The 21,578-nt window shown below is 44.6% G+C and carries 25 protein-coding genes; 14 read left to right on the plus strand and 11 right to left on the minus strand.

The features are described from left to right. Positions 1-164 precede the first annotated feature (164 nt). Positions 165-704, minus strand: coding sequence for a molybdenum cofactor biosynthesis protein B (locus V7O66_RS09245; protein ID WP_406660019.1), 540 nt, complete (start codon positions 702-704; stop codon positions 165-167). 46 nt (positions 705-750) lie between these two features. On the opposite strand from V7O66_RS09245, the gene V7O66_RS09250 reads away from it, so the two are divergent. From V7O66_RS09250 to V7O66_RS09280, 7 genes are all read left to right on the plus strand, one after another. After that, positions 751-1,815, plus strand: a complete 1,065-nt coding sequence (locus V7O66_RS09250; protein WP_406660020.1) for a DUF1786 domain-containing protein — start codon at positions 751-753, stop codon at positions 1,813-1,815. Positions 1,816-1,994: 179 nt separating this feature from the next. Beyond that, the gene (locus tag V7O66_RS09255; protein ID WP_406660021.1) at positions 1,995-2,513 is read left to right on the plus strand and encodes a 50S ribosomal protein L16; all 519 of its coding nucleotides are present in this window, start codon (positions 1,995-1,997) and stop codon (positions 2,511-2,513) included. A 27-nt stretch (positions 2,514-2,540) separates the two neighbouring features. Then, the gene (locus V7O66_RS09260) at positions 2,541-3,149 is read left to right on the plus strand and encodes a translation initiation factor IF-2 subunit beta (RefSeq protein ID WP_406660022.1); all 609 of its coding nucleotides are present in this window, start codon (positions 2,541-2,543) and stop codon (positions 3,147-3,149) included. Between the two features lie 132 nt (positions 3,150-3,281). Next, complete coding sequence (locus V7O66_RS09265) at positions 3,282-4,085, plus strand: RAD55 family ATPase (RefSeq protein ID WP_406660023.1); 804 nt, start codon at positions 3,282-3,284, stop codon at positions 4,083-4,085. Continuing rightward, positions 4,066-5,268, plus strand: a complete 1,203-nt coding sequence (locus V7O66_RS09270) for a radical SAM/SPASM domain-containing protein (protein WP_406660024.1) — start codon at positions 4,066-4,068, stop codon at positions 5,266-5,268. The genes V7O66_RS09265 and V7O66_RS09270 overlap by 20 nt, the downstream gene beginning before the upstream one ends. Before the next feature lie 140 nt (positions 5,269-5,408). After that, positions 5,409-6,707, plus strand: a complete 1,299-nt coding sequence (locus tag V7O66_RS09275) for a tryptophan--tRNA ligase (RefSeq protein ID WP_406660025.1) — start codon at positions 5,409-5,411, stop codon at positions 6,705-6,707. Between the two features lie 17 nt (positions 6,708-6,724). Further along, the gene (locus V7O66_RS09280; protein WP_406660026.1) at positions 6,725-8,203 is read left to right on the plus strand and encodes a phenylalanine--tRNA ligase subunit alpha; all 1,479 of its coding nucleotides are present in this window, start codon (positions 6,725-6,727) and stop codon (positions 8,201-8,203) included. Positions 8,204-8,262: 59 nt separating this feature from the next. On the opposite strand, the gene V7O66_RS09285 is transcribed toward V7O66_RS09280, so the two are convergent. Further along, positions 8,263-9,384 carry a DUF362 domain-containing protein gene (locus tag V7O66_RS09285; RefSeq protein ID WP_406660027.1) on the minus strand — a complete coding sequence of 374 codons (1,122 nt, stop codon included), beginning with the start codon at positions 9,382-9,384 and terminating at the stop codon, positions 8,263-8,265. Between the two features lie 445 nt (positions 9,385-9,829). On the opposite strand from V7O66_RS09285, the gene V7O66_RS09290 reads away from it, so the two are divergent. Both V7O66_RS09290 and V7O66_RS09295 read left to right on the plus strand, forming a co-directional pair. After that, positions 9,830-10,078, plus strand: a complete 249-nt coding sequence (locus V7O66_RS09290) for a PEF-CTERM sorting domain-containing protein (RefSeq protein WP_406660028.1) — start codon at positions 9,830-9,832, stop codon at positions 10,076-10,078. Between the two features lie 353 nt (positions 10,079-10,431). Then, entirely contained in the window at positions 10,432-10,914 is a 483-nt protein-coding gene (locus V7O66_RS09295) for a PEF-CTERM sorting domain-containing protein (RefSeq protein ID WP_406660029.1), read from the plus strand. 25 nt (positions 10,915-10,939) lie between these two features. Here V7O66_RS09295 and V7O66_RS09300 read toward each other — a convergent pair whose 3' ends face one another. The 4 genes from V7O66_RS09300 to larE form a co-directional block, all read right to left on the minus strand. Beyond that, positions 10,940-11,689: a DUF166 domain-containing protein gene (locus V7O66_RS09300; RefSeq protein ID WP_406660030.1), complete on the minus strand. Its 750-nt coding sequence runs from the start codon at positions 11,687-11,689 to the stop codon at positions 10,940-10,942. Between the two features lie 120 nt (positions 11,690-11,809). Continuing rightward, entirely contained in the window at positions 11,810-12,289 is a 480-nt protein-coding gene (gene rlmH / locus V7O66_RS09305) for a 23S rRNA (pseudouridine(1915)-N(3))-methyltransferase RlmH (protein WP_406660031.1), read from the minus strand. A gap of 29 nt (positions 12,290-12,318) precedes the next feature. Beyond that, positions 12,319-12,747, minus strand: coding sequence for a GNAT family N-acetyltransferase (locus tag V7O66_RS09310; RefSeq protein WP_406660032.1), 429 nt, complete (start codon positions 12,745-12,747; stop codon positions 12,319-12,321). Continuing rightward, a complete protein-coding gene (larE, locus tag V7O66_RS09315; protein WP_406660033.1) occupies positions 12,744-13,544 on the minus strand; it encodes an ATP-dependent sacrificial sulfur transferase LarE in 801 nt (266 codons plus the stop codon). Before larE ends, V7O66_RS09310 begins: the two co-directional genes overlap by 4 nt. Before the next feature lie 117 nt (positions 13,545-13,661). On the opposite strand from larE, the gene glmM reads away from it, so the two are divergent. Next, the gene (glmM, locus tag V7O66_RS09320) at positions 13,662-15,002 is read left to right on the plus strand and encodes a phosphoglucosamine mutase (protein WP_406660034.1); all 1,341 of its coding nucleotides are present in this window, start codon (positions 13,662-13,664) and stop codon (positions 15,000-15,002) included. Between the two features lie 4 nt (positions 15,003-15,006). On the opposite strand, the gene V7O66_RS09325 is transcribed toward glmM, so the two are convergent. Both V7O66_RS09325 and V7O66_RS09330 read right to left on the minus strand, forming a co-directional pair. Continuing rightward, complete coding sequence (locus V7O66_RS09325) at positions 15,007-15,597, minus strand: DUF99 family protein (RefSeq protein ID WP_406660035.1); 591 nt, start codon at positions 15,595-15,597, stop codon at positions 15,007-15,009. A gap of 84 nt (positions 15,598-15,681) precedes the next feature. Beyond that, positions 15,682-16,971 carry a proteasome-activating nucleotidase gene (locus V7O66_RS09330; RefSeq protein WP_406660036.1) on the minus strand — a complete coding sequence of 430 codons (1,290 nt, stop codon included), beginning with the start codon at positions 16,969-16,971 and terminating at the stop codon, positions 15,682-15,684. Between the two features lie 80 nt (positions 16,972-17,051). On the opposite strand from V7O66_RS09330, the gene V7O66_RS09335 reads away from it, so the two are divergent. From V7O66_RS09335 to V7O66_RS09345, 3 genes are all read left to right on the plus strand, one after another. Then, positions 17,052-17,534, plus strand: a complete 483-nt coding sequence (locus V7O66_RS09335; protein ID WP_406660037.1) for a multiprotein bridging factor aMBF1 — start codon at positions 17,052-17,054, stop codon at positions 17,532-17,534. A 47-nt stretch (positions 17,535-17,581) separates the two neighbouring features. Further along, entirely contained in the window at positions 17,582-18,397 is an 816-nt protein-coding gene (proC, locus tag V7O66_RS09340) for a pyrroline-5-carboxylate reductase (protein WP_406660038.1), read from the plus strand. 177 nt (positions 18,398-18,574) lie between these two features. Beyond that, positions 18,575-18,946 carry a DUF356 domain-containing protein gene (locus tag V7O66_RS09345; RefSeq protein ID WP_406660039.1) on the plus strand — a complete coding sequence of 124 codons (372 nt, stop codon included), beginning with the start codon at positions 18,575-18,577 and terminating at the stop codon, positions 18,944-18,946. A gap of 22 nt (positions 18,947-18,968) precedes the next feature. Here V7O66_RS09345 and V7O66_RS09350 read toward each other — a convergent pair whose 3' ends face one another. The 3 genes from V7O66_RS09350 to V7O66_RS09360 form a co-directional block, all read right to left on the minus strand. Beyond that, positions 18,969-19,424 carry a toprim domain-containing protein gene (locus V7O66_RS09350; RefSeq protein WP_406660040.1) on the minus strand — a complete coding sequence of 152 codons (456 nt, stop codon included), beginning with the start codon at positions 19,422-19,424 and terminating at the stop codon, positions 18,969-18,971. A 393-nt stretch (positions 19,425-19,817) separates the two neighbouring features. Next, on the minus strand, positions 19,818-20,138 hold the full coding sequence (locus V7O66_RS09355; RefSeq protein WP_406660041.1) for a DUF167 domain-containing protein: 321 nt from the start codon (positions 20,136-20,138) through the stop codon (positions 19,818-19,820). Positions 20,139-20,224: 86 nt separating this feature from the next. Then, complete coding sequence (locus V7O66_RS09360; protein ID WP_406660042.1) at positions 20,225-20,347, minus strand: hypothetical protein; 123 nt, start codon at positions 20,345-20,347, stop codon at positions 20,225-20,227. A 104-nt stretch (positions 20,348-20,451) separates the two neighbouring features. Here V7O66_RS09360 and V7O66_RS09365 point away from each other — a divergent pair, with 104 nt between their 5' ends. Next, a complete protein-coding gene (locus V7O66_RS09365; RefSeq protein WP_406660043.1) occupies positions 20,452-21,564 on the plus strand; it encodes an amidohydrolase family protein in 1,113 nt (370 codons plus the stop codon). The last annotated feature ends 14 nt before the right edge of the window (positions 21,565-21,578 follow it).

Raw genomic sequence — 21,578 nt, forward strand, 5'->3', positions numbered from 1 at the left:
AGCATCCCGGAAAAAACGCTGCACTTATTTTATAGTAATATACAATATATAAGTATTACTTTATGAAAAGTGTTTGCCACCAAAAATGGATTGAACACTATATATGTTTTTTTATTTAGTTCTTTTTAAATCTAAAATTTTTTGCAGACATCTTTTTGTTTTAGCTATTGCAAAGCATGTTTGATTATATGCCCCGTTTCAGGAAGTATTATTTCGCCCACTGCAAGCTCAACTGCTGCAGGAGAACCTGGCAAACAGAATATAGCTTTTCCCTTGAAGAGACCTGCATCTGCCCGGGTGAGTATAACAGAAGTGCCTATCTGCTCAATACTTTTGTACCTGAAAAGTTCTCCAAATCCAGGAATATTCTTTTCGAACATAGGAGTCACCGATTCGATGGTCACATCTGTACTTGCAAGCCCTGTACCGCCTGTTGTAATGATAATATCTGCATCAGAGTCCACGGCTTCATATAAAGCACCAATGATGGAACCCATATCATCGCTTACAAGTGAGTATTGCAACACATTGTGCCCCTCTGCCCGTATTAGCTCTGCCATTTTTTCCCCGGAAATGTCTTGCGCATCGATTGGGGAAAGTACACTACCATACATTTCAAAGCGGGACGTGGAGACAGTTATTATTGCGAAGTTGCATACCTTTTTGTTTCCCATTTTGTGTTCTTTGACAACGGAATCTTTCATACGAAGTATTTATACGCAAATAAGTATATGAAACGCTCGATAAGTCATGAGGATATTAGCTGTAGACATAGGTACAGGCACACAGGACATACTCCTGTATGATACGGAAAAAGAGCCAGAGAACAGCCTTATTCTGGTTATGCCATCTCCAACTGTGATCATCGCTGAAAAGGTGCGTCAGGCAACAAAGGAAGGTAAGGACATATTCCTTAAAGGAACAGTGATGGGCGGAGGACCCTCTGCCAGAGCTATAAAAGAGCATATCAAACAGGGATATAAGGTTTTTTCAACCCCAAAGGCTGCATTAACAATAAAGGATGATATTGAAAAAGTCAGACAGATGGGGATCCAAATTGTAGAGGAGAATGGGCAAGAGATCGATACGGAAAACGTAGAGGTCATTCAGCTCAGGGACCTGGACATTGATGCCATTAGCAATGCACTTGGAAACTTTGGAGTTAGTATGCCGGACATGATCGCAGTTGCGGTGCAGGATCATGGAGATTCACCCAAAGTGAGTAATCGCATTTATCGTTTCAAGATGTTTGAGAAGCTCATGGACGCAGGAGGAGACTTTAGCGTATTCGCCTATGGGCATGACAATATTCCAAAAGAGTTCAGCAGAATAAGTTCAGTGTCAGAAACGATCAATGACAGAGATGCCATATTTATGGATACCGGACCTGCAGCTATTTTCGGAGCTTTACTTGACCCTGCAGCAGTGCAGCCTGCGGTTGTCGTGAACATTGGGAACGGGCACACACTGGCTGCCATAGTCATGGATGACAGGATAGTTGCATTATTCGAACATCACACATCCAGCCTGGATGGAGAGAAGTTACAAGAATATATACTGCGTCTAATGCAGGGAGAACTTTCATTCCAGGAAGTGTTTGATGAAGGAGGACATGGCTGCTATATAAAGAATAAAGTCCATCCTGAAGACATAGAGTCTGTCATGGTAACCGGACCCAGAAGAGGCATACTAATGGACATGGACGAGAATTGCAAAAGCGAGTTGTGGACCAGACTGCATTTCGCAGCCCCTTATGGCAACATGATGCTATCAGGTTGTTATGGGCTTCTGACCCGGCATATATATCATAAGTAGACGGGTTTGAGCGATAAGACTTATAAAGTCCTAGGTAATAGGGAATGAACCATTGAGACGGAACTATCTCGCTGATACACCACGTCAGCAAATTCAAATCAAAGGTGTCAACTACGCATTAGATGACGGCGTTGATACCGCAATCATATCCAAATAACTAATTCAAGGAGATTAAATTCATGGTAAGAAAACCAGCAAGTATGTACAGGAATGTGAGACAACGCTCATTCACAAGAAGGAAATACATGGGCGGTGTACCCGGAAGTCAGGTTATCCACTACGACATGGGTAACAAAACAGCTGAGTTCCCCATCAAGTTAACTCTCATTGCCAAAGAAAGGTGCCAGCTCACACACAAATCACTTGAAGCTGCACGTATAACAGCTAACAGAACAATGATGAGTGCAGCAGGCCGTGCAGGATACCACATTAAGTTGAGAGTATACCCACACGAAGTCCTCAGAGAGAACAAGCAGGCAACCGGAGCAGGTGCGGACCGTGTATCCAGTGGTATGCGTGGAGCTTACGGAAAGAATGTAGGAACTGCAGCAAGAGTTTCAGCAGGACAAAAAATATTCACGATCTCTGTAAACAAGGAAAACTTTGCATCTGCAAAGGACGCACTCAGGAAAGCAGGACACAAACTGCCAACACCTATCAGGATCGTTATCGATCAGGGCCTGGAACTTGTACAATAAGAATCCACCCTATCTAGGAGGAATTAAATGGACGATTACGAAGCGCTTTTGGACCGTGCAATAGCGAACCTGCCTGATATGGAGACTACGGATGCCCGTTTCGTAATCCCCGCACCTAAAACTATGGTCGAGGGTAAGACCACGCTGTTGGACAATTTAAGCAATATTGCAGATACGCTCAACAGAGACCCCGATCATCTTATGAAGTTCCTGACCCGTGAAATGGGTACTGCAGGTAAAATAGATGGCACAAGAGCCATATTTCAGGGAAGATTCTCAAATGACCAGATCAAACAAACAATTCAGTCCTATGTGGATGAATATGTGATCTGTTCTGAATGTAACAGACCTGACACACAGCTTATCAAAATGGACAGGGTACTCGTTTTGAAGTGCGCTGCATGTGGAGGTCACAGACCTGTTAAGAAGAGACGTGCAAGTGCAGTCGCTAAGCAGGATGCCATTGAAGAAGGAAAAGAGTATGAAGTACACATCGATGCAGTCGGCTCAAAGGGAGACGGAATTGCAAAGGTGGACAGATATACTATTTTCGTACCTGGTGCTTCAAAAGGCCAGGCTGTAAAAATAAGAATTAAGCGAATCAGCGGAACTCTTGCTTTTTCAGAAAGAGTATAATGCATCCCGGACCGGCTTTTCGGTCCGAACTATCTTTTTTCTTTTTTTGGTATTTAAGGCCAGGAAACAGCCGCATTTCCAAATGCCGATAAATATATAAATACCCAGCATACAAATATGCAGAGGAATTAAATGACTCGCGTACCCACAGGAATACCAGGATTTGACGACCTCATAGAAGGCGGATTCATAGAAAATGATGTAATACTCCTCAGAGGAGGGCCAGGGGCAGGCAAGTCCACATTCGGGGCACAGTATCTGCACGAGGGTATTGAAAAATACAATGAGCCGGGAGTATACATTACATTCGAGGAAACTCCTGCACGCATTATGCGTAACATGTGGAGACATGGTTGGGACCTTGAGCGACTCATTAAGGAAGACAAACTCAGGATAATAAGAGCCGACCCCATAGCCTATGGCAGATACATTGAGAAGAACAAGGACCCGAATTCAAACAAAGAAACTGATGACACAACCATCGAAACAGTCCTTAAGCAGATTTTCGCCAGCATTCAGGAGATCGGTGCAAAGCGTCTTTTTATTGATTCGATCACATCCCTGAAGATCTCACCTGATCCGGTCGATGTCAGATACATCATACTTGAATTCATCAAAAACATCGAGAACTTTGATTGTACCACACTCATTACCAGCGAGATCAACAAAGATTCCGATCACTTCAGCGTGGAAGAATACCTTGCCGAAGGAGTTATCTGCCTTCAGGTGTTCAGGATTGCTGGAGAAAGGATTCGCTCTATAGAAATACTGAAGATGAGAGGCGTCAAGCATGATGAGGCACTCCGGCCGTATGCGATAGCTGACCAGGGAATTGTTGTTTACTCATCGCAGTCTGTAATAGGCAGGGAAGCCGATGTTTTCTCCGAAGATATATTTAACCCGAGGGGAAAAGCGGATGACACCGGAATACAATGATTCACAGGACGAAAAGATCACATTGCTTTCAATACCCGGGCTTTCCATAATTTTGGATGATTCGGGAGATTTTATACAGCTTAAGGCAAGTGGAAGCCTCCGTAAAGCATGCACTCCTTTTTTGAGCAGGATCAACGAGAGACTCAAAGATGAAAAGCCCGCACGTGTTTCAGAAGGAGAGGTCATTGCATCCACATGGTTACCACCGATACCCAGCAAGGCTTTCAAAAGACTATTACTGGCAGAGACCCAGATAGCACTTGGAAGATACATTCCCGAAACTGTTTCTTTTGAGATCACACGTAAATGCAACTGCGACTGTGAGCATTGTGTCGTCAGTGGCGGCGAAGGTGATCTTGACATTGATACCATCAAACGTGCCATAGATGATGTGCTGGATATGGGTGCAATGGTTATCGTGTTCACTGAAGGTGACCCCATGATGCGCGAGGAGATATACGAACTCATCGATTATGTCGATAAGGAGCGCGCCATCGTTAACATGTATACACCTGGCACTGAAATGACACCTGAGAATGCCAGGAAGCTCAAGGAAGCAGGATTGCACAACCTCCTTGTGAGCATCTATTCCACAGAGCCTGAAAAACATGATTCAGTGCGCCGCTTAGAAGGAGCCTTCGGGAAAGCCACCGCTGCCATGAAGATGGGACTTGAAGCAGGACTGCTTGTAACAATGGCAACCCATGTTTCCCCAAAGAACATTGATGAACTTCCATCCATGTACGAATTTGCAAAAGAGCTTGGAGTACATGAGTTCTCACTATGGGAATCCGTCCCTAAAAAGCCAGGTGATGTCATCATTTCAGAAGAGGAAAGAGAAATAGTCCTTGAAATGTACCACCGTATCAACTCCACAAGTGAAGGACCACGCATTTTTGCAAACTCATATTTCGAAGGGAAGATGCTCGGTTGTATGGCAGGACAGAGATGGCTGCACGTCTGTGTGGAAGGTTCCGTAAAACCATGCCCATACGTCCCATTCAGCTACGGGAACATAGAGAAGGAATCCATTAAGGATATCTGGAGCAGGATACGTAAGGATAGGACCTTCAGAGGACAACGCAACACATGCCTTATGCAGGAAAATGAATATCTCCAGTTAGTTGGGAAGATACCCGAGGATGCACCTTTACCCTATGATAGGAAGAAAATAGATATTTAAAAGCATATTCATTCCATTTCTGTTTTTTTGATGATAAGAACATTTACATATCACTAGGTATTTTTACTAACAATTTCATGTGCAGATAACAATCTGAATAAATTCATGAGTATTAATTTAATCTTAACAAGAGGCCCCACATGGATGTGAAACTTGACCCCTGGAGTGCAGTGAGCATTGACGATTATTCCAAGTTATTCGATGAATTCGGAATACGTCCTTTCGATGAAGTGTATTCACAAATTGAAGACCCACACAGGTATATGCGCAGAAAGGTCATTTTCGGCCACAGGAGCTATGACCAGATCACTGATGCAATGGTCAACAAGAAGCCATTCTCAGTTATGAGCGGATTCATGCCAACTGGAAAACTTCACCTTGGACACAAGATGGTCATGGAAGAGATAATCTGGCACCAGCAGCAGGGTGCGGATGCCTTTGTGGGAATTGCAGACAGGGAAGCACATTCAGTCAGGAATATTTCGTGGGACAAATGCTATGATATCGGTGTAAACGAATACATAATAAGCCTTATTGCCCTTGGTTTTGAACCTGATGGACATATATACTTCCAGTCCAACTCGGATCAGGTAAAGGATCTTGCATTCGAACTCGGTGCAAAGGCCAACTTTTCAGAATTAAGTGCTATCTATGGATTCACAGGAGAGACAAGTGTATCCCACATGCTCAGTGCAGTGACCCAGAGTGCGGACATACTACACCCCCAACTTGGAGAATATGATGGGCCAAAACCTACCGTTGTGCCTGCTGGCGCTGACCAGGACCCACACATCCGCCTTACAAGAGGACTTGGACATAAAATGAACATGTTCAAGATAGAAGGCCGTGAAGACAAGAAGGGCAACAGTTATTTCAGTATCAGAAGCAAGGCTGCTCCAGAGGGTGCACTGAAAGAAATGAGCGAGCGCATACTCGGAAGGACAAAGCTCTTTGAAGGACATGTAGATGTCTTCGATGCAGACAACTTCGATGTTCTGCTCAATACCGTAAGACAGGTAGAACTTGAATTCGGAGGATATGCATTCGTACCTCCTTCATCCACATACCACCGCTTCATGTCAGGGTTACAGGGCGGAAAGATGTCAAGCAGCGTGCCTGAAAGTTACATAGCACTCACCGAGGACCCAAAGGGTGCCGCAAAGAAAGTGAAGAGGGCAAAAACAGGTGGAAGAACAACCCTGGAAGAGCAGAAAAAACTAGGCGGAGAGCCTGAAAACTGTTCAGTCTATGAAATGCTCCTGTTCCACCTGGTAGAGGATGACGAAGAGCTTGCGCAGATATACAATGAATGCAGACAGGGTGAAAGGGTCTGTGGAAACTGTAAAGTGCTTGCTGCAGAAAGAACAGAGAAGTTCCTCAAAGAACATCAGGAACTACGTGAGCTTGCAAAGGACAGGCTTGATGAATACGGATTATAAATGGAAATGGTGTGATTATGAGCTCACAGTACAACCTTACACCCAATGAGAAAAATGTGTTAATAGCATTGGATGAACTGAAAAGTGCAAGCCCCAACGAGCTGGCTGAGAAGGCAGAAATGAAGATGGAAACTTCAATGCAGGCTGCATTCTTACTCGAGGAGAAAGGACTTGTGCAGGTCGATGAGATAGTCATCGAGACCTTTGAACTGACCGACGAAGGAGAGAAATGCGCAAATGCAGGACTTCCCGAGAGGCAGGTAATCAATGCAATATCCGAGCCAATATCCATGAATGAACTGAAGGATAAATTTTCTCCGGCTCTGGCAGGTATAGCCACAGGATGGTTACGCCGCAAAGGATGGGCAAACATCGAAAATGGAATGATAGTTCCAAGCGGAGCTGCCGAAATTGGAGATGATGAGAAGGTACTGGAAAAATTCGCAGGAAAGGAAAGGACAGCTGAGGAATTAGGAGCTGATGCAAAACTCCTGAAAGACCTGCTAAAGCGCAAACTTGTAACCAAGAACGAAGACAAACGCAGGTCGGTCATTATCAAAGAGGCCGGAAGCGCACTTGTGGCTGCAGGAATTGAATTTGTGGAAGAGGTTGCACAAATAAATTCCGAGATGCTAAAAAGCGGTGAATGGAAGAACAAGTCATTCAGGCCATACAACATCCAGACCCAGCCAAGGCCAATATACGGAGCCAAGATCCATCCATACCAGCGCCTTATTGACCAGATGAAGCGCATTTTCCTGGACATGGGATTCACTGAGATCAAGGGAGATGCGATCCAGAGTTCATTCTGGAACTTTGACTCACTTTTCCAGCCACAGGACCACCCTGCTAGAGAAATGCAGGACACATTCCACCTTTCCAGCAGATCAGAGCTTCCTGATGAGTACAAGGATAAGGTCTGTGCAATGCATGAGCATGGAGGAGAGACCGACTCCACAGGATGGGGAAGTAAATGGAGTGAGGACATTGCCTGTAAGAACGTACTCAGGACGCATACAACTGCTGTCACCATAAAGTACCTGGCGGATAATCCGGAAGCACCTGTCAAGGCATTCTCAATCGACAGGGCATACCGCAGAGAAACAATCGATCCTACACACACACCTGAGTTCGAACAGCTTGAAGGTGTCATCATGGACAAAGACATGTCATTCTCAAACCTGCTTGGCTGTCTCGCTGAATTCTACCACAGAATGGGATTTGAGGACGTTAGGTTCAGGCCGGGATATTTCCCATACACCGAGCCAAGTGTTGAACCCGAAGTTTACGTTGACGGACTCGGCTGGGTGGAACTTGGAGGAGCAGGAGTGTTCAGGAAGGAAGTTACCCATCCGCTGGGAATCAAATACCCTGTACTTGCATGGGGACTTGGAGTCAGCCGTCTTGCAATGCTTAAACTCGGCCTTAAGGACCTGCGCCAGTTGTACCACTCGGATATAGACTGGCTACGCAAGAGCGAGGTGTGCCAGCTCTAAAGCTGGTACAAATCTACTTTTCTTTTTTACTTTTTTCAGGCCATTTCATTCAATGCCCATTATTTCCGCGTGATTATCCTCGCCAGCAGGGACTTTTCAATATCCACCGCATCCGCAGGACAGAGTTCACGACAGCAGTAGCACAGGATACATTTTTTAGCATCCACCCTGAATTTCCCATCCACTTTCTCTATGGCATGTACTGAGCAGTTCATGGCACAAGCACCACATCGTGTACACTTTGAAGTATCGATGTGAGGATGTATGGTGAAATACCTGCCAAATAGACGAGTTATAGCAGGAGGAGACCTGGAAATTATGCTACCCTCAGATGGCTTATACCTCATTTTCACAGAATCCAGCGACAATCCAACAATCTCCGGCGAGATTACCCCAAAGCCCCTTTCAAGAGCTGCTTTTGTAGTTGGCACAACGAGAGGTTCAAAGCCTATCAATTGAGAAGCGACCACATCCAGAGAAACGCAATCATAGGATGCTATTATCACACCCGTGTTCACAGGAGTGCCATGTGAGGGACCATTACCCTCCATACCAACAACTCCATCCATTAAAGCAAGATGCGGTTTTACCACAGAATACAGATCAACGACAGATTCCCCGAACAGCCCCCTCTCAGCAAGCAGGTGCATCTCCTTACGTGTCCTGAGGGGCAGGGCTCCGAACATGTTCTTGACAGCACCTGTATAGTATGTGAGTTCATGGGTCTTGAGCTTGGGAAGGGATATAATCACATCGGCATCCAGCACCGCCTTTGATACAAAAATACGCGGGAATTGCAGGGCATCGGGAACATCCACCTCCACATAACCCCCGGTCTGGAAATTAACCAGCTCAGCCCCACAATCCTTTGCAACCTTCTCGATGCCTGATACCCGGAAAGCCTCTGCTGTGGCACCCTGATGAATCATGCCCGCAGCATCCCCGATGACCGGTACTCCCCCGCATTCCGCTACGAGTTCACACACTGCGGAAACTATGGAAGGATGGGTGGTAACGGCCTCCTCGGGCCTGCATGCAGCAAGGACATTGGGTTTGAGCAATACCCTGTCGCCTTCAGAGATGATGGTCGAGAGACCACCTATGAGCTCGATGGTCCTGGAGACATATTCTTTGGATTTAGAATAATCAGCACATTGCACTATTGAAACCTTGTCACCCATGAGAATTACATAAGAATGCCAGATTAAAATATGTGTTGAATACTTGCTCTATAGATTTTGTCTTGTATGTGGGTAAAAGTTGACTGAATGGTTAATTCATCATTATTATAACAATTGTCATTTGTATGAATGTTTCCGAAAGTATATGAGTATGCAATCACAAAAAGGAAAGTATAGCAAAACGACGAAATGAATTACATAAGGATTGGGGAAAACTATGAAGAGAGCAATAATAACAATGCTAATCGTGCTGGTTGCTTTTACGCAAATGGCATCAGCAGACGGTACCCTAACGTGGGATTTCTCGCGAGGTCTAGATGCGGGCGTGGAGTGCGACGACTATACTCCAGTAGGTGGTAATGGATACATTCACTGGGTCCTCTCACCTGGCGCAAGTGGAGTCACTAATGCCTATATTAAAGTTGGGGACGATGCTGAGTTTCAGATGGACATGACGAAGGTGTCAGGCGGGATGAGACACTTCTATACTGAACCATATTATAGTCCAGAGCAACTAGAGGCGCTGGAAGATGCAGGTAAGATCGTACAGGTGCGGTACGAGGGAACATTAGGACCACAGACGGCAGTACTAAAGGTTTCCCACTACTGCCCTATACCAGAATTCCCAGCCATTGCAATCCCAATAGCTGCAATAATTGGACTGGCATTCTTCTTCCAGCGTAGAAAGGAGTAATTTTACTCCTTTTTAATTTCTTTTTCGGACCTCATTTGTGCATATACTCTTTTGAGTATGTAAAAATGCTCGGGTTTTACAAATCTCAACATACAATCATCTGATAAGTTTTCACATCAGTTAGCACGCACATAGATTGAGATATTTATGCATGCCGATTTCTGTGGTTTAAATTAATCATTATCGGATTTTTTACAGAATGGTTGTATTAATACAATGCAGTATTTAACTATAAGGAGAGTAACATCATTAGGATGACCATCATCACATGCACAAATCGTTCACAAGGTATAAATGAGAATACGAGAGACATATATATTTAAGTGGTTTTCTAAACAATCGGTGGTACGACAGTGAAAAGAATATTAGTAATGATGTTAATCTTGATGGCACTTATGCCATTTGTGACGGTAGCAGCTGCCGATGGTACCATACCTTGGGATGGTAACCAAGGCGTAACCTCGGCCGTGGTGGATTGCAGTGGCTATCCGGCAGGCAACCTTAATGTTGGTTGGATTCACTGGGTCCTCACAGGTGCACGAGATGTCACCTACGCTGAGATTCAAGTTAACGGCGATGCTTGGACTCCGATGGTACCTAAGAACAGTCCTAATCAGAACTCGATACAGTTCTACACTTCTCCTTATTACAATTTTAAAGAAGGAGGAATCACCAGCGCAACGGCGAGTTACACTGGATCGTTGGATGGGAATCCAGTTCTAACCATTTCCCACTACTGCCCAGGTGACTACGAAATCCCGGAATTCCCAACAGTTGCACTTCCAATAGCTGCAATACTTGGTCTTGCATTCTTCTTCCAGCGCAGAAAGGAGTAATTCAACACTCCTTTTTAGCCTTTTTTTACAGACCTTTTTCCATGGCTTCTTCAACACTCTTCCTGATGATATAACCGGCTTCATGCAGGATGGTATCGCCCAGTTGTGCGTCCTTTTCCATGCTTGCGGTACAGGGATATGAATGATGGGCTGAGGATATGGTTTCCTTGTAATCCTTGACATCGGACCACTTGAGTTTCTTTGCAACGAACCATGTGGCACCGCAGGGTGCATCTCTGAGGACTTGCACATGGGTGAAAAGGGCACCTCTGGCATCCAGTTCTATCTTCAGCAGAGGTTTACCAAAGCCCAGGTTCACAAACTCATCTATTGTGGGTTTGCCTGTGAGTTCGAGTGCACAGAATGGTTTTGGGCATTCACATTCAACGCCTTGGGATTCCAGTTTGTGCTTCACCTGTTCTGCTAGTCCTGCAGGTACCTTTTTGGAGTCGTCTGCAGGAATTATAACAGCTTTTGCACTGGTCTTTTCTGCTATTTCTGGGATAGCTGTGAGCAAATCATGATTAAGGTCTATGGCAAGGATGAGATCACAATCAGGAATATGCTCAGGGATGTATTCCATTGGCTCCTCCACAAAATCAGGGAGATCTGTGCGCAGTTCATAGAGCCCGGAAATAATGTTTGCATAACTTGGACGGTGTTCCCTGCAATGGTCGCACAGGTCACCACAGGAGACGCAGAACTTATCCGGGTTGATCAGATTCTCGATAACCTTTCTGCCGAAATCCCCTGAGTAAAAGATGTTCAGTCGCATAAAGCAACATCTGGTCGGAAAACTTAATTAAGCTTTGGAAGAACCATCATTTTTTGGATTTTCTCGCCTGCACAAGTTCCACGAGAACAAGGAATGAGTGCTTATTGATGAAAAACTCAGTTATTTATGGTACGGTTCATTCTTGATGATCCTGAATGCTCTGTAGATCTGCTCCATCAAAATGACCTTCATGAGTTGATGAGGGAATGTCATTTTCGAAAACGACAGCAGTTCATTGGCGCGATCTGTGACTTTGCCGTGAAGCCCCAGGGACCCCCCTATTATGAAGGCCAGATCACTTTTCCCAGCCAGCTGCAGCTGTTCGATCTCGCCTGCGAAAGATTCCGAGGATTTCTGAGCCCCTTTCAAATCCAGGGCAATGACATGCTGCCCTGCCTTCAGCTTTGACAGGATTCTGTCTGCCTCCAGCCCCTTGACCATATCCATCTCTTTATCGCTCATGTTTTCCGGCGCTTTCTCATCGGTCACTTCTATCGATTTGATGGTGCAGTATCCGCTCAGTCGCTTCCCATATTCGGCAATCGCATCCCTGAGATGCTTCTCTTTGATCTTTCCGACTGATATGATGGTGATTTTCATTTTTGAACGGCCCCCTCATAGCGTTTCTATCAATCGGACCTCTGAAGGCACAGCACAGATTGCCTGCATCTATTTAATTTATTGCACTTGGCACAATCACCCCAGAGCTCTGCTTTTGCGGAAGCTTCCAGTTCCTTAAAACCAAGTTTTTCGAAGAAGACTGGAGAGGTGGTGCGCACATAGACAGCCCCGACATCCCCGAGCCTTGCCAACAGGTACTCAAATAATGCTGAACCCAGCCCCTTTGCCTTGTGATCAGGGTGCACGGCTATGGAATGTACCTCAGGGAAATTCTCTGTGGTAATGGCAGCGGCACCAATGATACGTCCTTCCTTTTCAGCCACAACAAAATCATCCATTGAGACACCATCTATGCCAAGGGAGTATGTTGACATCAGAGCCTCGATCTGCAGAGCATCCTCTGCTGATGCATCCCTTATTCTTATGCCAGATATCATAAAACCTCATCCATGCTGCCACTTCTCAATCCCTGTATGTCGAGGGTCACATATTCAAAACCTATCTTCCTGAAATATGAAGATATATCGCCTTTTAGATCCAGGAAACGCTGGAAATCTGCTGGAGGTATTTCTATCCGTGCCAGACCTTTATGGTCCCTTACACGCAATTCCAAAAAACCAAGTTCAATAAGATAGTCCTCTGCTATTTCAACCCTCTTAAGAGCCTCCGCAGTTAGTGGGTCATTATAGGGAAAACGAGATGCAAGGCATGGAGATGATGGTTTGTCAGCTGCGGAGATTCCCGCATCCCTGGCGATTTGCCTGACCTCATCCTTGGAGACACCGAGGTCTTTGAAAGGAGAATAAACATAGTCTTTAGCCTCAAGCAATGCCTGGCCTCCGGGACGATATGAATTGGCATCAGATGCATTGCTGCCCTCGAGTACTTTTTTGAACCCGAGTTCACCCATGACACTCTTGAGTAAGCCAAGTATTTCCTTTTTACAGTGATAGCAGCGTTGTGCAGTATTGCTGGATATTGAAGGGATAAGCAATTCATCAAAATCAACGACAATGTGCCTTATGCCAATCTCTTCTGCAAGCTTCTTTGCCAGATCCAGTTCTCTTATGGGATACGACCTGTTCTTAACTGTTACAGCCACAGCATTATCACCAAGTGTATCATGAGCAAGGTATGCCAGTGTTGCGCTGTCGACTCCACCTGAAAATGCAACTACGGCACTTTCCACGCCTGCGATTGCTTTTTTCAGCTCCCTTGTCTTTGCGTCAAGCATATTCGGATAATATGACAGATATCTTATTAAGGGCATCCCTTTCCTAAAATATTAAATGGGTACCCGACGTATAAAGGAAGGTAATTTTAACTGTTATAAATTGATGGGTGATATTCAATGGGATTTTTTGGAACCAATGGTGTAAGAGGTATAGCAAACGAGTATATTAATCCGCAACTGGCCATAGATGTTGCCAGAAGCCTTGGGACATACATGAACTCAAAGGGCATAGTGGCAATAGGGAGAGATACAAGAGCATCAGGAGAGATGCTCAAATCAGCTGCAATAGCCGGAGCATTGTCTGCCGGACTCACAGTCATAGACGTTGGAATTGTCCCGACACCTTCTATCCAGTACTATGTAAAAGACCATGCTGATGCAGGAATTGTCATTACTGCATCCCATAATCCGAGAGAGGACAATGGGATTAAGCTAATTGCAGCGGATGGCAGTGAATTTTCCAGAGAGGGAGAGAAGGAAGTAGAGAAGATATATTACTCAAAAGAATTTGCTGCGGCCCCCTGGGATAAGACAGGAGACCTGCGCAGGGAGCAGAATGCAAATGAGTACTACCTGAATGGTGTCATCAATTCAGTGGATGCTGAGAGTATACGCAGCAAAAGGTTCAAGGTAGTCGCGGACACAGGATGCGGCGCTGGTTCTGTGACCCTGCCGTTCTTGCTTCAAAAACTCGGCTGTGAGGTCATCACCATCAATGCGCAGGTCGATGGTACATTCCCATGGAGGAACCCTGAGCCTACACCAGATGTCCTGACAGAGCTTGTGGATATTGTCAAAATGACAGGAGCAGATATGGGAATTGCACAGGACGGGGATGCAGACCGCGCGGTATTCATTGATGAAAATGGTGATTTCATAGGAGAGGAAGTAGTACTTTCCATGATGGCAAAGTATGTCCTTTCAAGGAAAAAAGGACCTATCGTCACCCCTGTAAGCTCATCCTCCAGAATGAAGGATGTTGCTGAAGAAGCAGGTGTCGAGCTTGAATGGACGGCAGTAGGGTCGATAAATGTAGCAAGGAAAATGATGGAAATTGGTGCTGTATTTGGAGGAGAGGGCAACGGAGGACTCATATTCCCCGAGCATCAGTACTGCCGTGACGGTGCCATGGCATGTGCAAAGTTCCTTGAGATCATAGCAAGCGGACAAAAACTCTCCGAGATGGCGGCCAGCGTGCCTTTGTACTACAACTCCAAGGCAAAGGTCAGGTGCGAGAACCTTGAGGAGACCATGGAGAAGGTAAAGGCAGATGTTCTTAGCAAGGATATTGAGGTCGATACCACTGACGGTGTGAAGATCTGGTATGATAATGGGTGGGTGCTCATAAGACCTTCAGGGACCGAGCCCATCATACGCATCTTCGCTGAATCAAAAACAGAGGAAAGGGCTAAAGAGCTTATGAATGACGGGGTAAAGCTGGTAGAGAACTGCTGTTAAGGCTTCACGCCTTACCTCTTGATTCGCCCAGAATAACACCGGTAGCTATCAAATGTGCTACCCTCAGCGGCTCGGGAATATTGCTTCTTGTGGAAGTCAGGAGCACAATTTTTTCTGCATCTTCCACACCTATTCCGCTGCACTGGACGTAAACCGAATTGGAACCATCCTTTATTGATATTTTAGATATTTTACCGGCTTTTTTGATAATTTCAAGCCTTTCATTTTTATTAGGAAGATGCGAAAGGGCCTTTTCGATCTGCGCCATATCAGGATATCTCCTCATCATTACAACAACAGGTATCCCTGTTTCTTCATACAGGCTCAAAATGTCGATTGGATTAAAACCACCATAGGTGACACCATCAAGCATTATGAGCCGTATCTGCTGGAAATGCTTACTTTTTCTTACCATTTCTATAATGGATGCAGTCCCGTCCATCCCATCACGTTCTACGTAGGAAGTCATGACACCGTCCAGCCAGTCACCTCCCCGGAAAAAAGCACCAACTATCAAAATACGGTCACTTATAAGGGCAGAATCATCTATTCCAAGTACACGTACTTCATCCTTTACATGAAAACGCCGGTCCACTGTTAAAAATATGCTGCGCATGACAGAAGTAGTTTACCGGATTTGAAAAATGAATTAAAAAGAAAAATAAAGGAATCTATCGGATCAGCCGAACATTCCTTCAGGCAACACTTCATGTCTTTGCTCGATCTTTGACTCGACCTTGGCTACAGACTCAAGGAACTCGGACATGCCTACGGAATCCTTGTCATACCTGACAGCAAGCATTCCGGCTTCCATGACAATGGCATTGAGATCTGCACCACTTGAGGATTCAGTCATACGTGCCAGTTTGTCAAAGTCAACATCGTCTGCAAGGTTCATGAACCGTGAATGGATCTTGAAGATGTTAGCACGGGCAGCTTCGTCCGGCATTGGCACATTCACTATCCTGTCAAACCTCCCTGGTCTGAGAATAGCAGAATCAAGTACATCAAGACGATTCGTGGCTGCGATGATACGTATGTCACCTCTGCTGTCAAAACCATCCATTTCAGCCAGTAATTGCATTAGGGTCCTCTGCACCTCTCTATCAGCACCGTTGGCATCATTCAATCGCCTTGAGGCAATTGCATCCAGTTCATCAACAAAGACAATGCTTGGTGACTTCTTTCTTGCCATATCAAAGAGATCCCTGACAAGTTTTGCACCGTCACCGATATATTTCTGGACAAGCTCCGAGCCCACTACTCTGATGAAAGTAGCATCAGTCCTGTGAGCCACTGCCTTAGCCAGCAGAGTCTTACCAGTACCAGGCTCACCGTATAGCAACACACCCTTTGGAGGCGATATTCCAATACGTTTGAATGATTCGGGTTTTGTCAGAGGTAATTCTACGGATTCTATAAGTTCCTGTATCTGCTCCTCAAGGCCTCCGATATCACCATAATCCACATCCTGTGAATCCACTACTTCCATTGCGGAAACTATCGGATCTTCCAAAGAAGGGATAACCTCAACTATTGCGAGGGTTTGCTGATTCAACGCAACCTTTGCCCCAGCAACCAATTCATCCTCAGCTATGTACTGTGAAGCATTTACCATGAACTGTGGACCCGTAGAACTTCTTACAAGAACACGATTATCCCCTATTACGTCCATTACAGTAGCTACTACCAGAGGTACGGTCTTTAAGCGTTCGATCTCGGCTTGAAGTCTTCGAACTTCCCTTTCATATTTCAGTTTCTGGCTTTCAACAAAGCGTTTCTCGGATTCGATCTGGTCGCACTGCTCTTTCAGATTACTATTTCGAGATTCCAGTTGCCTCATACGGTCCAGAAGATACTTTGAAAAATCCTCTTCGCTACCTGAACCCGCATAATCATACTTTGCTTTGTTCACATCCGTGAAATTGTAACTTCCGTGACTTACGTCACTGTCGCTGGTTTCGGTCATGAGTCTCCGAATAATATTTAAGTTCGAACGGTATATAGTCCTTTCGTAAAGATGAGATTTAACTTTTTGAGTTGAGATCTATGCAATGTGAAATATGCGGAACCGATATACGAGGACCGTCTTTTAAAATAACCATAGACAGCAGTGAGCTGACCGTATGTGGCAAATGCTCCCAACATGGTAAGTCCACAGATAAACGCACTCCTGTCTCAAGAAAGATCGCACCCGTTGCACGAGTTGTCCCAAAGAGAGGGAAAGGTCGCGGGAAAAAGGATGACATGATGAGCGATGAGCTTGTTGATGACTACGAACACGTGATCAGGGAAGCCAGAGAAAGAAAAAAACTGACACATGATCAGCTGGCATCCAAGATCAAAGAAAAAGCATCGTTGATCAAAAAACTTGAACGTGGCGAAATTGTCCCGGAAGAGTCTTTGCGTAAAAAGCTTGAGAAGGCACTGGATATCAAACTCACTGAAAGAAGTGGTGGAGACGACTGGAGCGGCGATAGTCTGAGCAGAGGAACTACCCTTGGAGATATAGTTACGATCAAAAGGAAATAACTCCTTTTGATTGAAATATTTAACATACTTACATTAATGTGGTTATTATGAGCTTAGAAGGAAAAAAGTTGGGTGTTATAGGTACCGGAAAAATGGGCAGTGCATTGATAGAAGGCATATACAATGCAGGCATAATTCCCGGCTCCGATATGTACGCAAGTGATATTTTTGAGGCTTCACTACGCGAACTTAATAAAAAATTCGGAATAAACGTTTCAGTGGAAAACAGTGAAACCATCAAGAATTGCGATGTAATCATACTGGCAGTCAAACCCCAGATACTAAAATCCGTACTATCTACAATAAAAGAATCTCTTGACAGCAGTAAATTATTGATCTCAATTGCCGCAGGAGTTAAACTTGAAGATATTGAAAAGGAACTCAATTCTGATGCAAGAGTTGTCAGGGTAATGCCAAACATCGCAGCCACAGTTTCCGAAGCTGCATCTGCGGTTTCAGCCGGCAAGAATGCTTCTGCCAACGATGCTGAAGAGGTTATGGCAATATTCCAATTAGTTGGAAGTGCGATCATAGTCCCCGAGAACCTTATGGATGCAGTCACCGGCGTTTCCGGAAGTGGACCTGCATATATATTCCCTGTAATTGAGGCTTTGGCAGATGGTGGAGTATACGAAGGCTTAGACAGGAACAGTGCACTCATACTTGCAGCCCAGACAGTACTTGGCGCAGCGAAGATGGTACTTGAAACAGGAAGCCACCCCGCTCACCTCAAAGACATGGTCACATCCCCCGGTGGCACAACTATCAGAGGAATACACGTCCTGGAAGAAAGTGGCGTCAGAGCAGCTTTCATGAACGCTGTGATAGCTTCATCAGACCGCTCAAAAGAGCTTGGTAAATAAAGCAGGCTTAAAAAACCTGCATATACTATTTTTCTTTGTAAACATATAGAAAAGTTTATTATACTGAGAAGTTCAAATGTCATTTAGGTCAGTATCTACTCAATACTGGCGGAGAGGGTACAAAAAAGGATTAGTTGGAGATGGCATAGTGCATAACCATAATGGGGGAGAGTTTTAATGGAGAGTGAAGTGAAGGCGTTTGCGGTTATAAGGGGCGACAATTCGGATAAGGTCAACGTCGCTTTACATGACCTTGAACACTACGGTCGCATGAGGTTCGCGTCCAAGCCTAAAAGAATCGAACCAAACTTTGCAGATAATCTTCTGGTCAGCGTAGTAGGAGTTCCTCTGAGAGCGAGATGCAATTCCGCAGCGTTGGTTGAGTTGGATAACAATGCAGGATCAGCAATCAGCAAGCTCAGGAAAATACATCCACCTGCACACGTTGTGATTGTAAGTCCCAGACATGATGTCTACGAAGAGCTCATAGATAAATCGGAACTTTATCCTGAATTTGAGCGCAGTTTTGCGCCACATACCAGTATCTAAGTTACCTATTGAAGAATTTATTTCATTCTGGATATTCAGTAGCTTTGGCCATCCACTTTATTTTGGAAATGTATGAGGGAAGGCCTTCTACATCTTTTATTTCCTTCTGCACTAGCAAAAACAGCCTTTTCCTTAATATTACATCAGGATTCACACCAAGTGAATGGAAATTCCTGACAAGTTTTCCTTTTAAAATATTACCCCTTCTATCCCAATCGGTCAGGATGACCACATTATTATGTTCACGGGCTATCCGCTCACAGAAATTAGAGAGAGAATGATGTGTTGCCAGTTCAAAATGTCCCTTTATGCCCAGGCTATTGAGGGCACGAACATCCTTGATCCCCTCAACAATGATCACCGCATCATTTTCAGCATACTGAAGGAGATCATCCATTATCTCATCCATGGCCTCAAGCTTTCTCTGGTAAAGTTCAACAGGACCTTTTACGGATTCTTTGTCACTATCTCTGCGCATAAGCAACCTTTTTCCATTTTATCAATAAACAGGGCAATAATAAGTATGCAGTGAAACGATTAAACACTGACCATATTATAGATTAATAAAAAGAGAAAGATCTTTAATTGATTTAAGTCTGATCGCACAATTAGCAAAACAACCCTGCCGCACATGAAAGCAATATGACTGGAGTCGGAGGACACCACGGCAGGGAAGCATATAATTCATTTATAATAGCGAACGAAATCTTCGAACTGCTCATAGTAGCCGGCTCTTTTTACCAAATTATCAAAGTATTCATCCATTTATTTCACCTCGATACCTACTATGCAATTTGGACATATTAAGGGAAGCCAAGCGATGTGAAAGTATTATCCCAAATGCAAAAACGGAATCATACGGAACCCTACATCATAAATCCGCAAGGCTCTCGCTCAATATTGATACAACTTTGGAATAATCGGCTCCACGCAAAAATATGGACTTCTTACCGCTTTTCTGGCCGCTGATGATAGAGACCTCTGATGCTTTCAGAATGAATAATGCAGAAAAACTTGATATAAGCTGTTTATTAGCCTTACCTTTTTGAGCCTGCTCTGAGATCTTAACCTCGATCCTTTTTCTCCAGGGGTCATAGCCGCCTGGAATGCGCGTCTTCTTGGAACCGGGGCTCACTTCCACATTAACAATAACGCCATCTTCTGTTCTCGTTAATGCGTCTTCAAAATTCATGGCGAACACGGAAAAAAGTCAATTGGGGATAATAACTCATAAAGGATAGTGATAATGCTGTCACCTGACGCACTAACTCCGAAAGATCATCCTGTGGTATCACCGCTGTCCCTCCCAGTTTCCCTCGTGACAGGTTTTTGTTGCATTATCGGTATGTAGCGCATTGAGGTTGTCTGTACAATCACAGATAGGCTCTGCCATGGTCTCATGCAAGGACCTAACAATACGCAAGCCATCATTGCAAAGGTTAGGATATAAGAGTTACGCCTGTAAAATAAGAACTTATAAACTATTAAAACAATTATTTATTGCTATGGTTCACGAACAAACCATTCAAGGAACGATTATCCGCGGTTTTGAACTTGAAGTTATTGAAGGCTATATAGTTGTGAGAGACGGCATCATCAAAGAAATTGTCGAAGAGAGAACTGATTCGAAGAACATAATAGCGCCTTGTTTTGTGAATGCACACACCCATATAGGAGATTCGGTAATCAAGGATCCGGTACTTGGTAAATGCATTGACCATTACGTAGAAAGGAACTTGAGTGAACTTGTACAGCCCCCTAACGGATTAAAACACAGGGTATTGAACAGCACACCTTATTACGAGACCGTACATGCCATGCAGCGATCTATCCATGATATGATACAGACGGGAACCTGTGCTTTTGCAGACTTCAGGGAGGGCGGACTACTGGGATGTCTTGCGCTGCAGGAAGCGCTTAAGGATATCGATATTAAAAGTCTTGTACTTGGAAGGCCAAAGAATACGGATTCAGAAATAGAAGTACTGCAAAAAGAGATCAACAACATACTTGCAAACGCTGACGGGCTCGGAATGAGTGGCGCCAATGACATTGACATGCGTGTACTTGAAGAAAGCTCACGTGTCACAAAGAAAAATCACAAGAAATTTGCCATTCACGCAGGAGAGAATGAGAGAGATGATATCGAGAAGGCGCTCTCCCTGGAACCTGATCTCCTTATACACCTTACCAAAGCAGATCGTAATGACCTCAGGATGGTAGCGGATCAGGGAATACCTGCTGTAGTTTGCCCGCGATCGAATTTCATAACAGGGGTCGGCATGGCACCTGTGATAGATATGTTGAAAGAAGGAATGGATGTAGCTGTTGGAACAGACAACGTCATGTTAAATTCAGTGAACATGTTTTCCGAAATGGAGGTGTTATCTAAGATTTATGGCATTGAGGACAGACAAGTATTTATGATGTGTACGCTTATGGGTGCAACAATATTAGGACTCGAAGAGATAGGTCCTATCCATGAAGGGAACAGAGCAAACGTAATGATCCTTAATGGAAACTCAAACAATCTTTCAGGAACGAAAGACCCTGTCAGCAGTATCGTAAGAAGGGGACGACCTGATGACATATTATCTGTGATCATTAATATGACATAATCACATAGGAGAGG

It is taken from the genome of Methanolobus sp. ZRKC3 (genome assembly GCF_045291275.1).
Taxonomy (GTDB): domain Archaea; phylum Halobacteriota; class Methanosarcinia; order Methanosarcinales; family Methanosarcinaceae; genus Methanolobus.

What these genes read in the sequence shown, in the direction of transcription:
- glmM (WP_406660034.1), top strand. Translation starts at nt 13,662, where the DNA reads ATGGGATTTTTTGGAACCAATGGTGTAAGAGGTATAGCAAACGAGTAT.
- proC (WP_406660038.1), top strand. Translation starts at nt 17,582, where the DNA reads ATGAGCTTAGAAGGAAAAAAGTTGGGTGTTATAGGTACCGGAAAAATG.
- V7O66_RS09345 (WP_406660039.1), top strand. Translation starts at nt 18,575, where the DNA reads ATGGAGAGTGAAGTGAAGGCGTTTGCGGTTATAAGGGGCGACAATTCG.
- V7O66_RS09365 (WP_406660043.1), top strand. Translation starts at nt 20,452, where the DNA reads ATGGTTCACGAACAAACCATTCAAGGAACGATTATCCGCGGTTTTGAA.
- V7O66_RS09260 (WP_406660022.1), top strand. Translation starts at nt 2,541, where the DNA reads ATGGACGATTACGAAGCGCTTTTGGACCGTGCAATAGCGAACCTGCCT.
- larE (WP_406660033.1), bottom strand. Translation starts at nt 13,544, where the DNA reads ATGCTTGACGCAAAGACAAGGGAGCTGAAAAAAGCAATCGCAGGCGTG.
- V7O66_RS09300 (WP_406660030.1), bottom strand. Translation starts at nt 11,689, where the DNA reads ATGCGACTGAACATCTTTTACTCAGGGGATTTCGGCAGAAAGGTTATC.
- V7O66_RS09280 (WP_406660026.1), top strand. Translation starts at nt 6,725, where the DNA reads ATGAGCTCACAGTACAACCTTACACCCAATGAGAAAAATGTGTTAATA.
- V7O66_RS09245 (WP_406660019.1), bottom strand. Translation starts at nt 704, where the DNA reads ATGAAAGATTCCGTTGTCAAAGAACACAAAATGGGAAACAAAAAGGTA.
- V7O66_RS09350 (WP_406660040.1), bottom strand. Translation starts at nt 19,424, where the DNA reads ATGCGCAGAGATAGTGACAAAGAATCCGTAAAAGGTCCTGTTGAACTT.
- V7O66_RS09255 (WP_406660021.1), top strand. Translation starts at nt 1,995, where the DNA reads ATGGTAAGAAAACCAGCAAGTATGTACAGGAATGTGAGACAACGCTCA.
- V7O66_RS09360 (WP_406660042.1), bottom strand. Translation starts at nt 20,347, where the DNA reads ATGAGACCATGGCAGAGCCTATCTGTGATTGTACAGACAACCTCAATG.
- V7O66_RS09335 (WP_406660037.1), top strand. Translation starts at nt 17,052, where the DNA reads ATGCAATGTGAAATATGCGGAACCGATATACGAGGACCGTCTTTTAAA.
- V7O66_RS09285 (WP_406660027.1), bottom strand. Translation starts at nt 9,384, where the DNA reads ATGGGTGACAAGGTTTCAATAGTGCAATGTGCTGATTATTCTAAATCC.
- V7O66_RS09355 (WP_406660041.1), bottom strand. Translation starts at nt 20,138, where the DNA reads ATGAATTTTGAAGACGCATTAACGAGAACAGAAGATGGCGTTATTGTT.
- V7O66_RS09275 (WP_406660025.1), top strand. Translation starts at nt 5,409, where the DNA reads ATGGATGTGAAACTTGACCCCTGGAGTGCAGTGAGCATTGACGATTAT.
- V7O66_RS09265 (WP_406660023.1), top strand. Translation starts at nt 3,282, where the DNA reads ATGACTCGCGTACCCACAGGAATACCAGGATTTGACGACCTCATAGAA.
- V7O66_RS09250 (WP_406660020.1), top strand. Translation starts at nt 751, where the DNA reads ATGAGGATATTAGCTGTAGACATAGGTACAGGCACACAGGACATACTC.
- V7O66_RS09330 (WP_406660036.1), bottom strand. Translation starts at nt 16,971, where the DNA reads ATGACCGAAACCAGCGACAGTGACGTAAGTCACGGAAGTTACAATTTC.
- V7O66_RS09290 (WP_406660028.1), top strand. Translation starts at nt 9,830, where the DNA reads ATGGACATGACGAAGGTGTCAGGCGGGATGAGACACTTCTATACTGAA.
- rlmH (WP_406660031.1), bottom strand. Translation starts at nt 12,289, where the DNA reads ATGAAAATCACCATCATATCAGTCGGAAAGATCAAAGAGAAGCATCTC.
- V7O66_RS09270 (WP_406660024.1), top strand. Translation starts at nt 4,066, where the DNA reads ATGACACCGGAATACAATGATTCACAGGACGAAAAGATCACATTGCTT.
- V7O66_RS09310 (WP_406660032.1), bottom strand. Translation starts at nt 12,747, where the DNA reads ATGATATCTGGCATAAGAATAAGGGATGCATCAGCAGAGGATGCTCTG.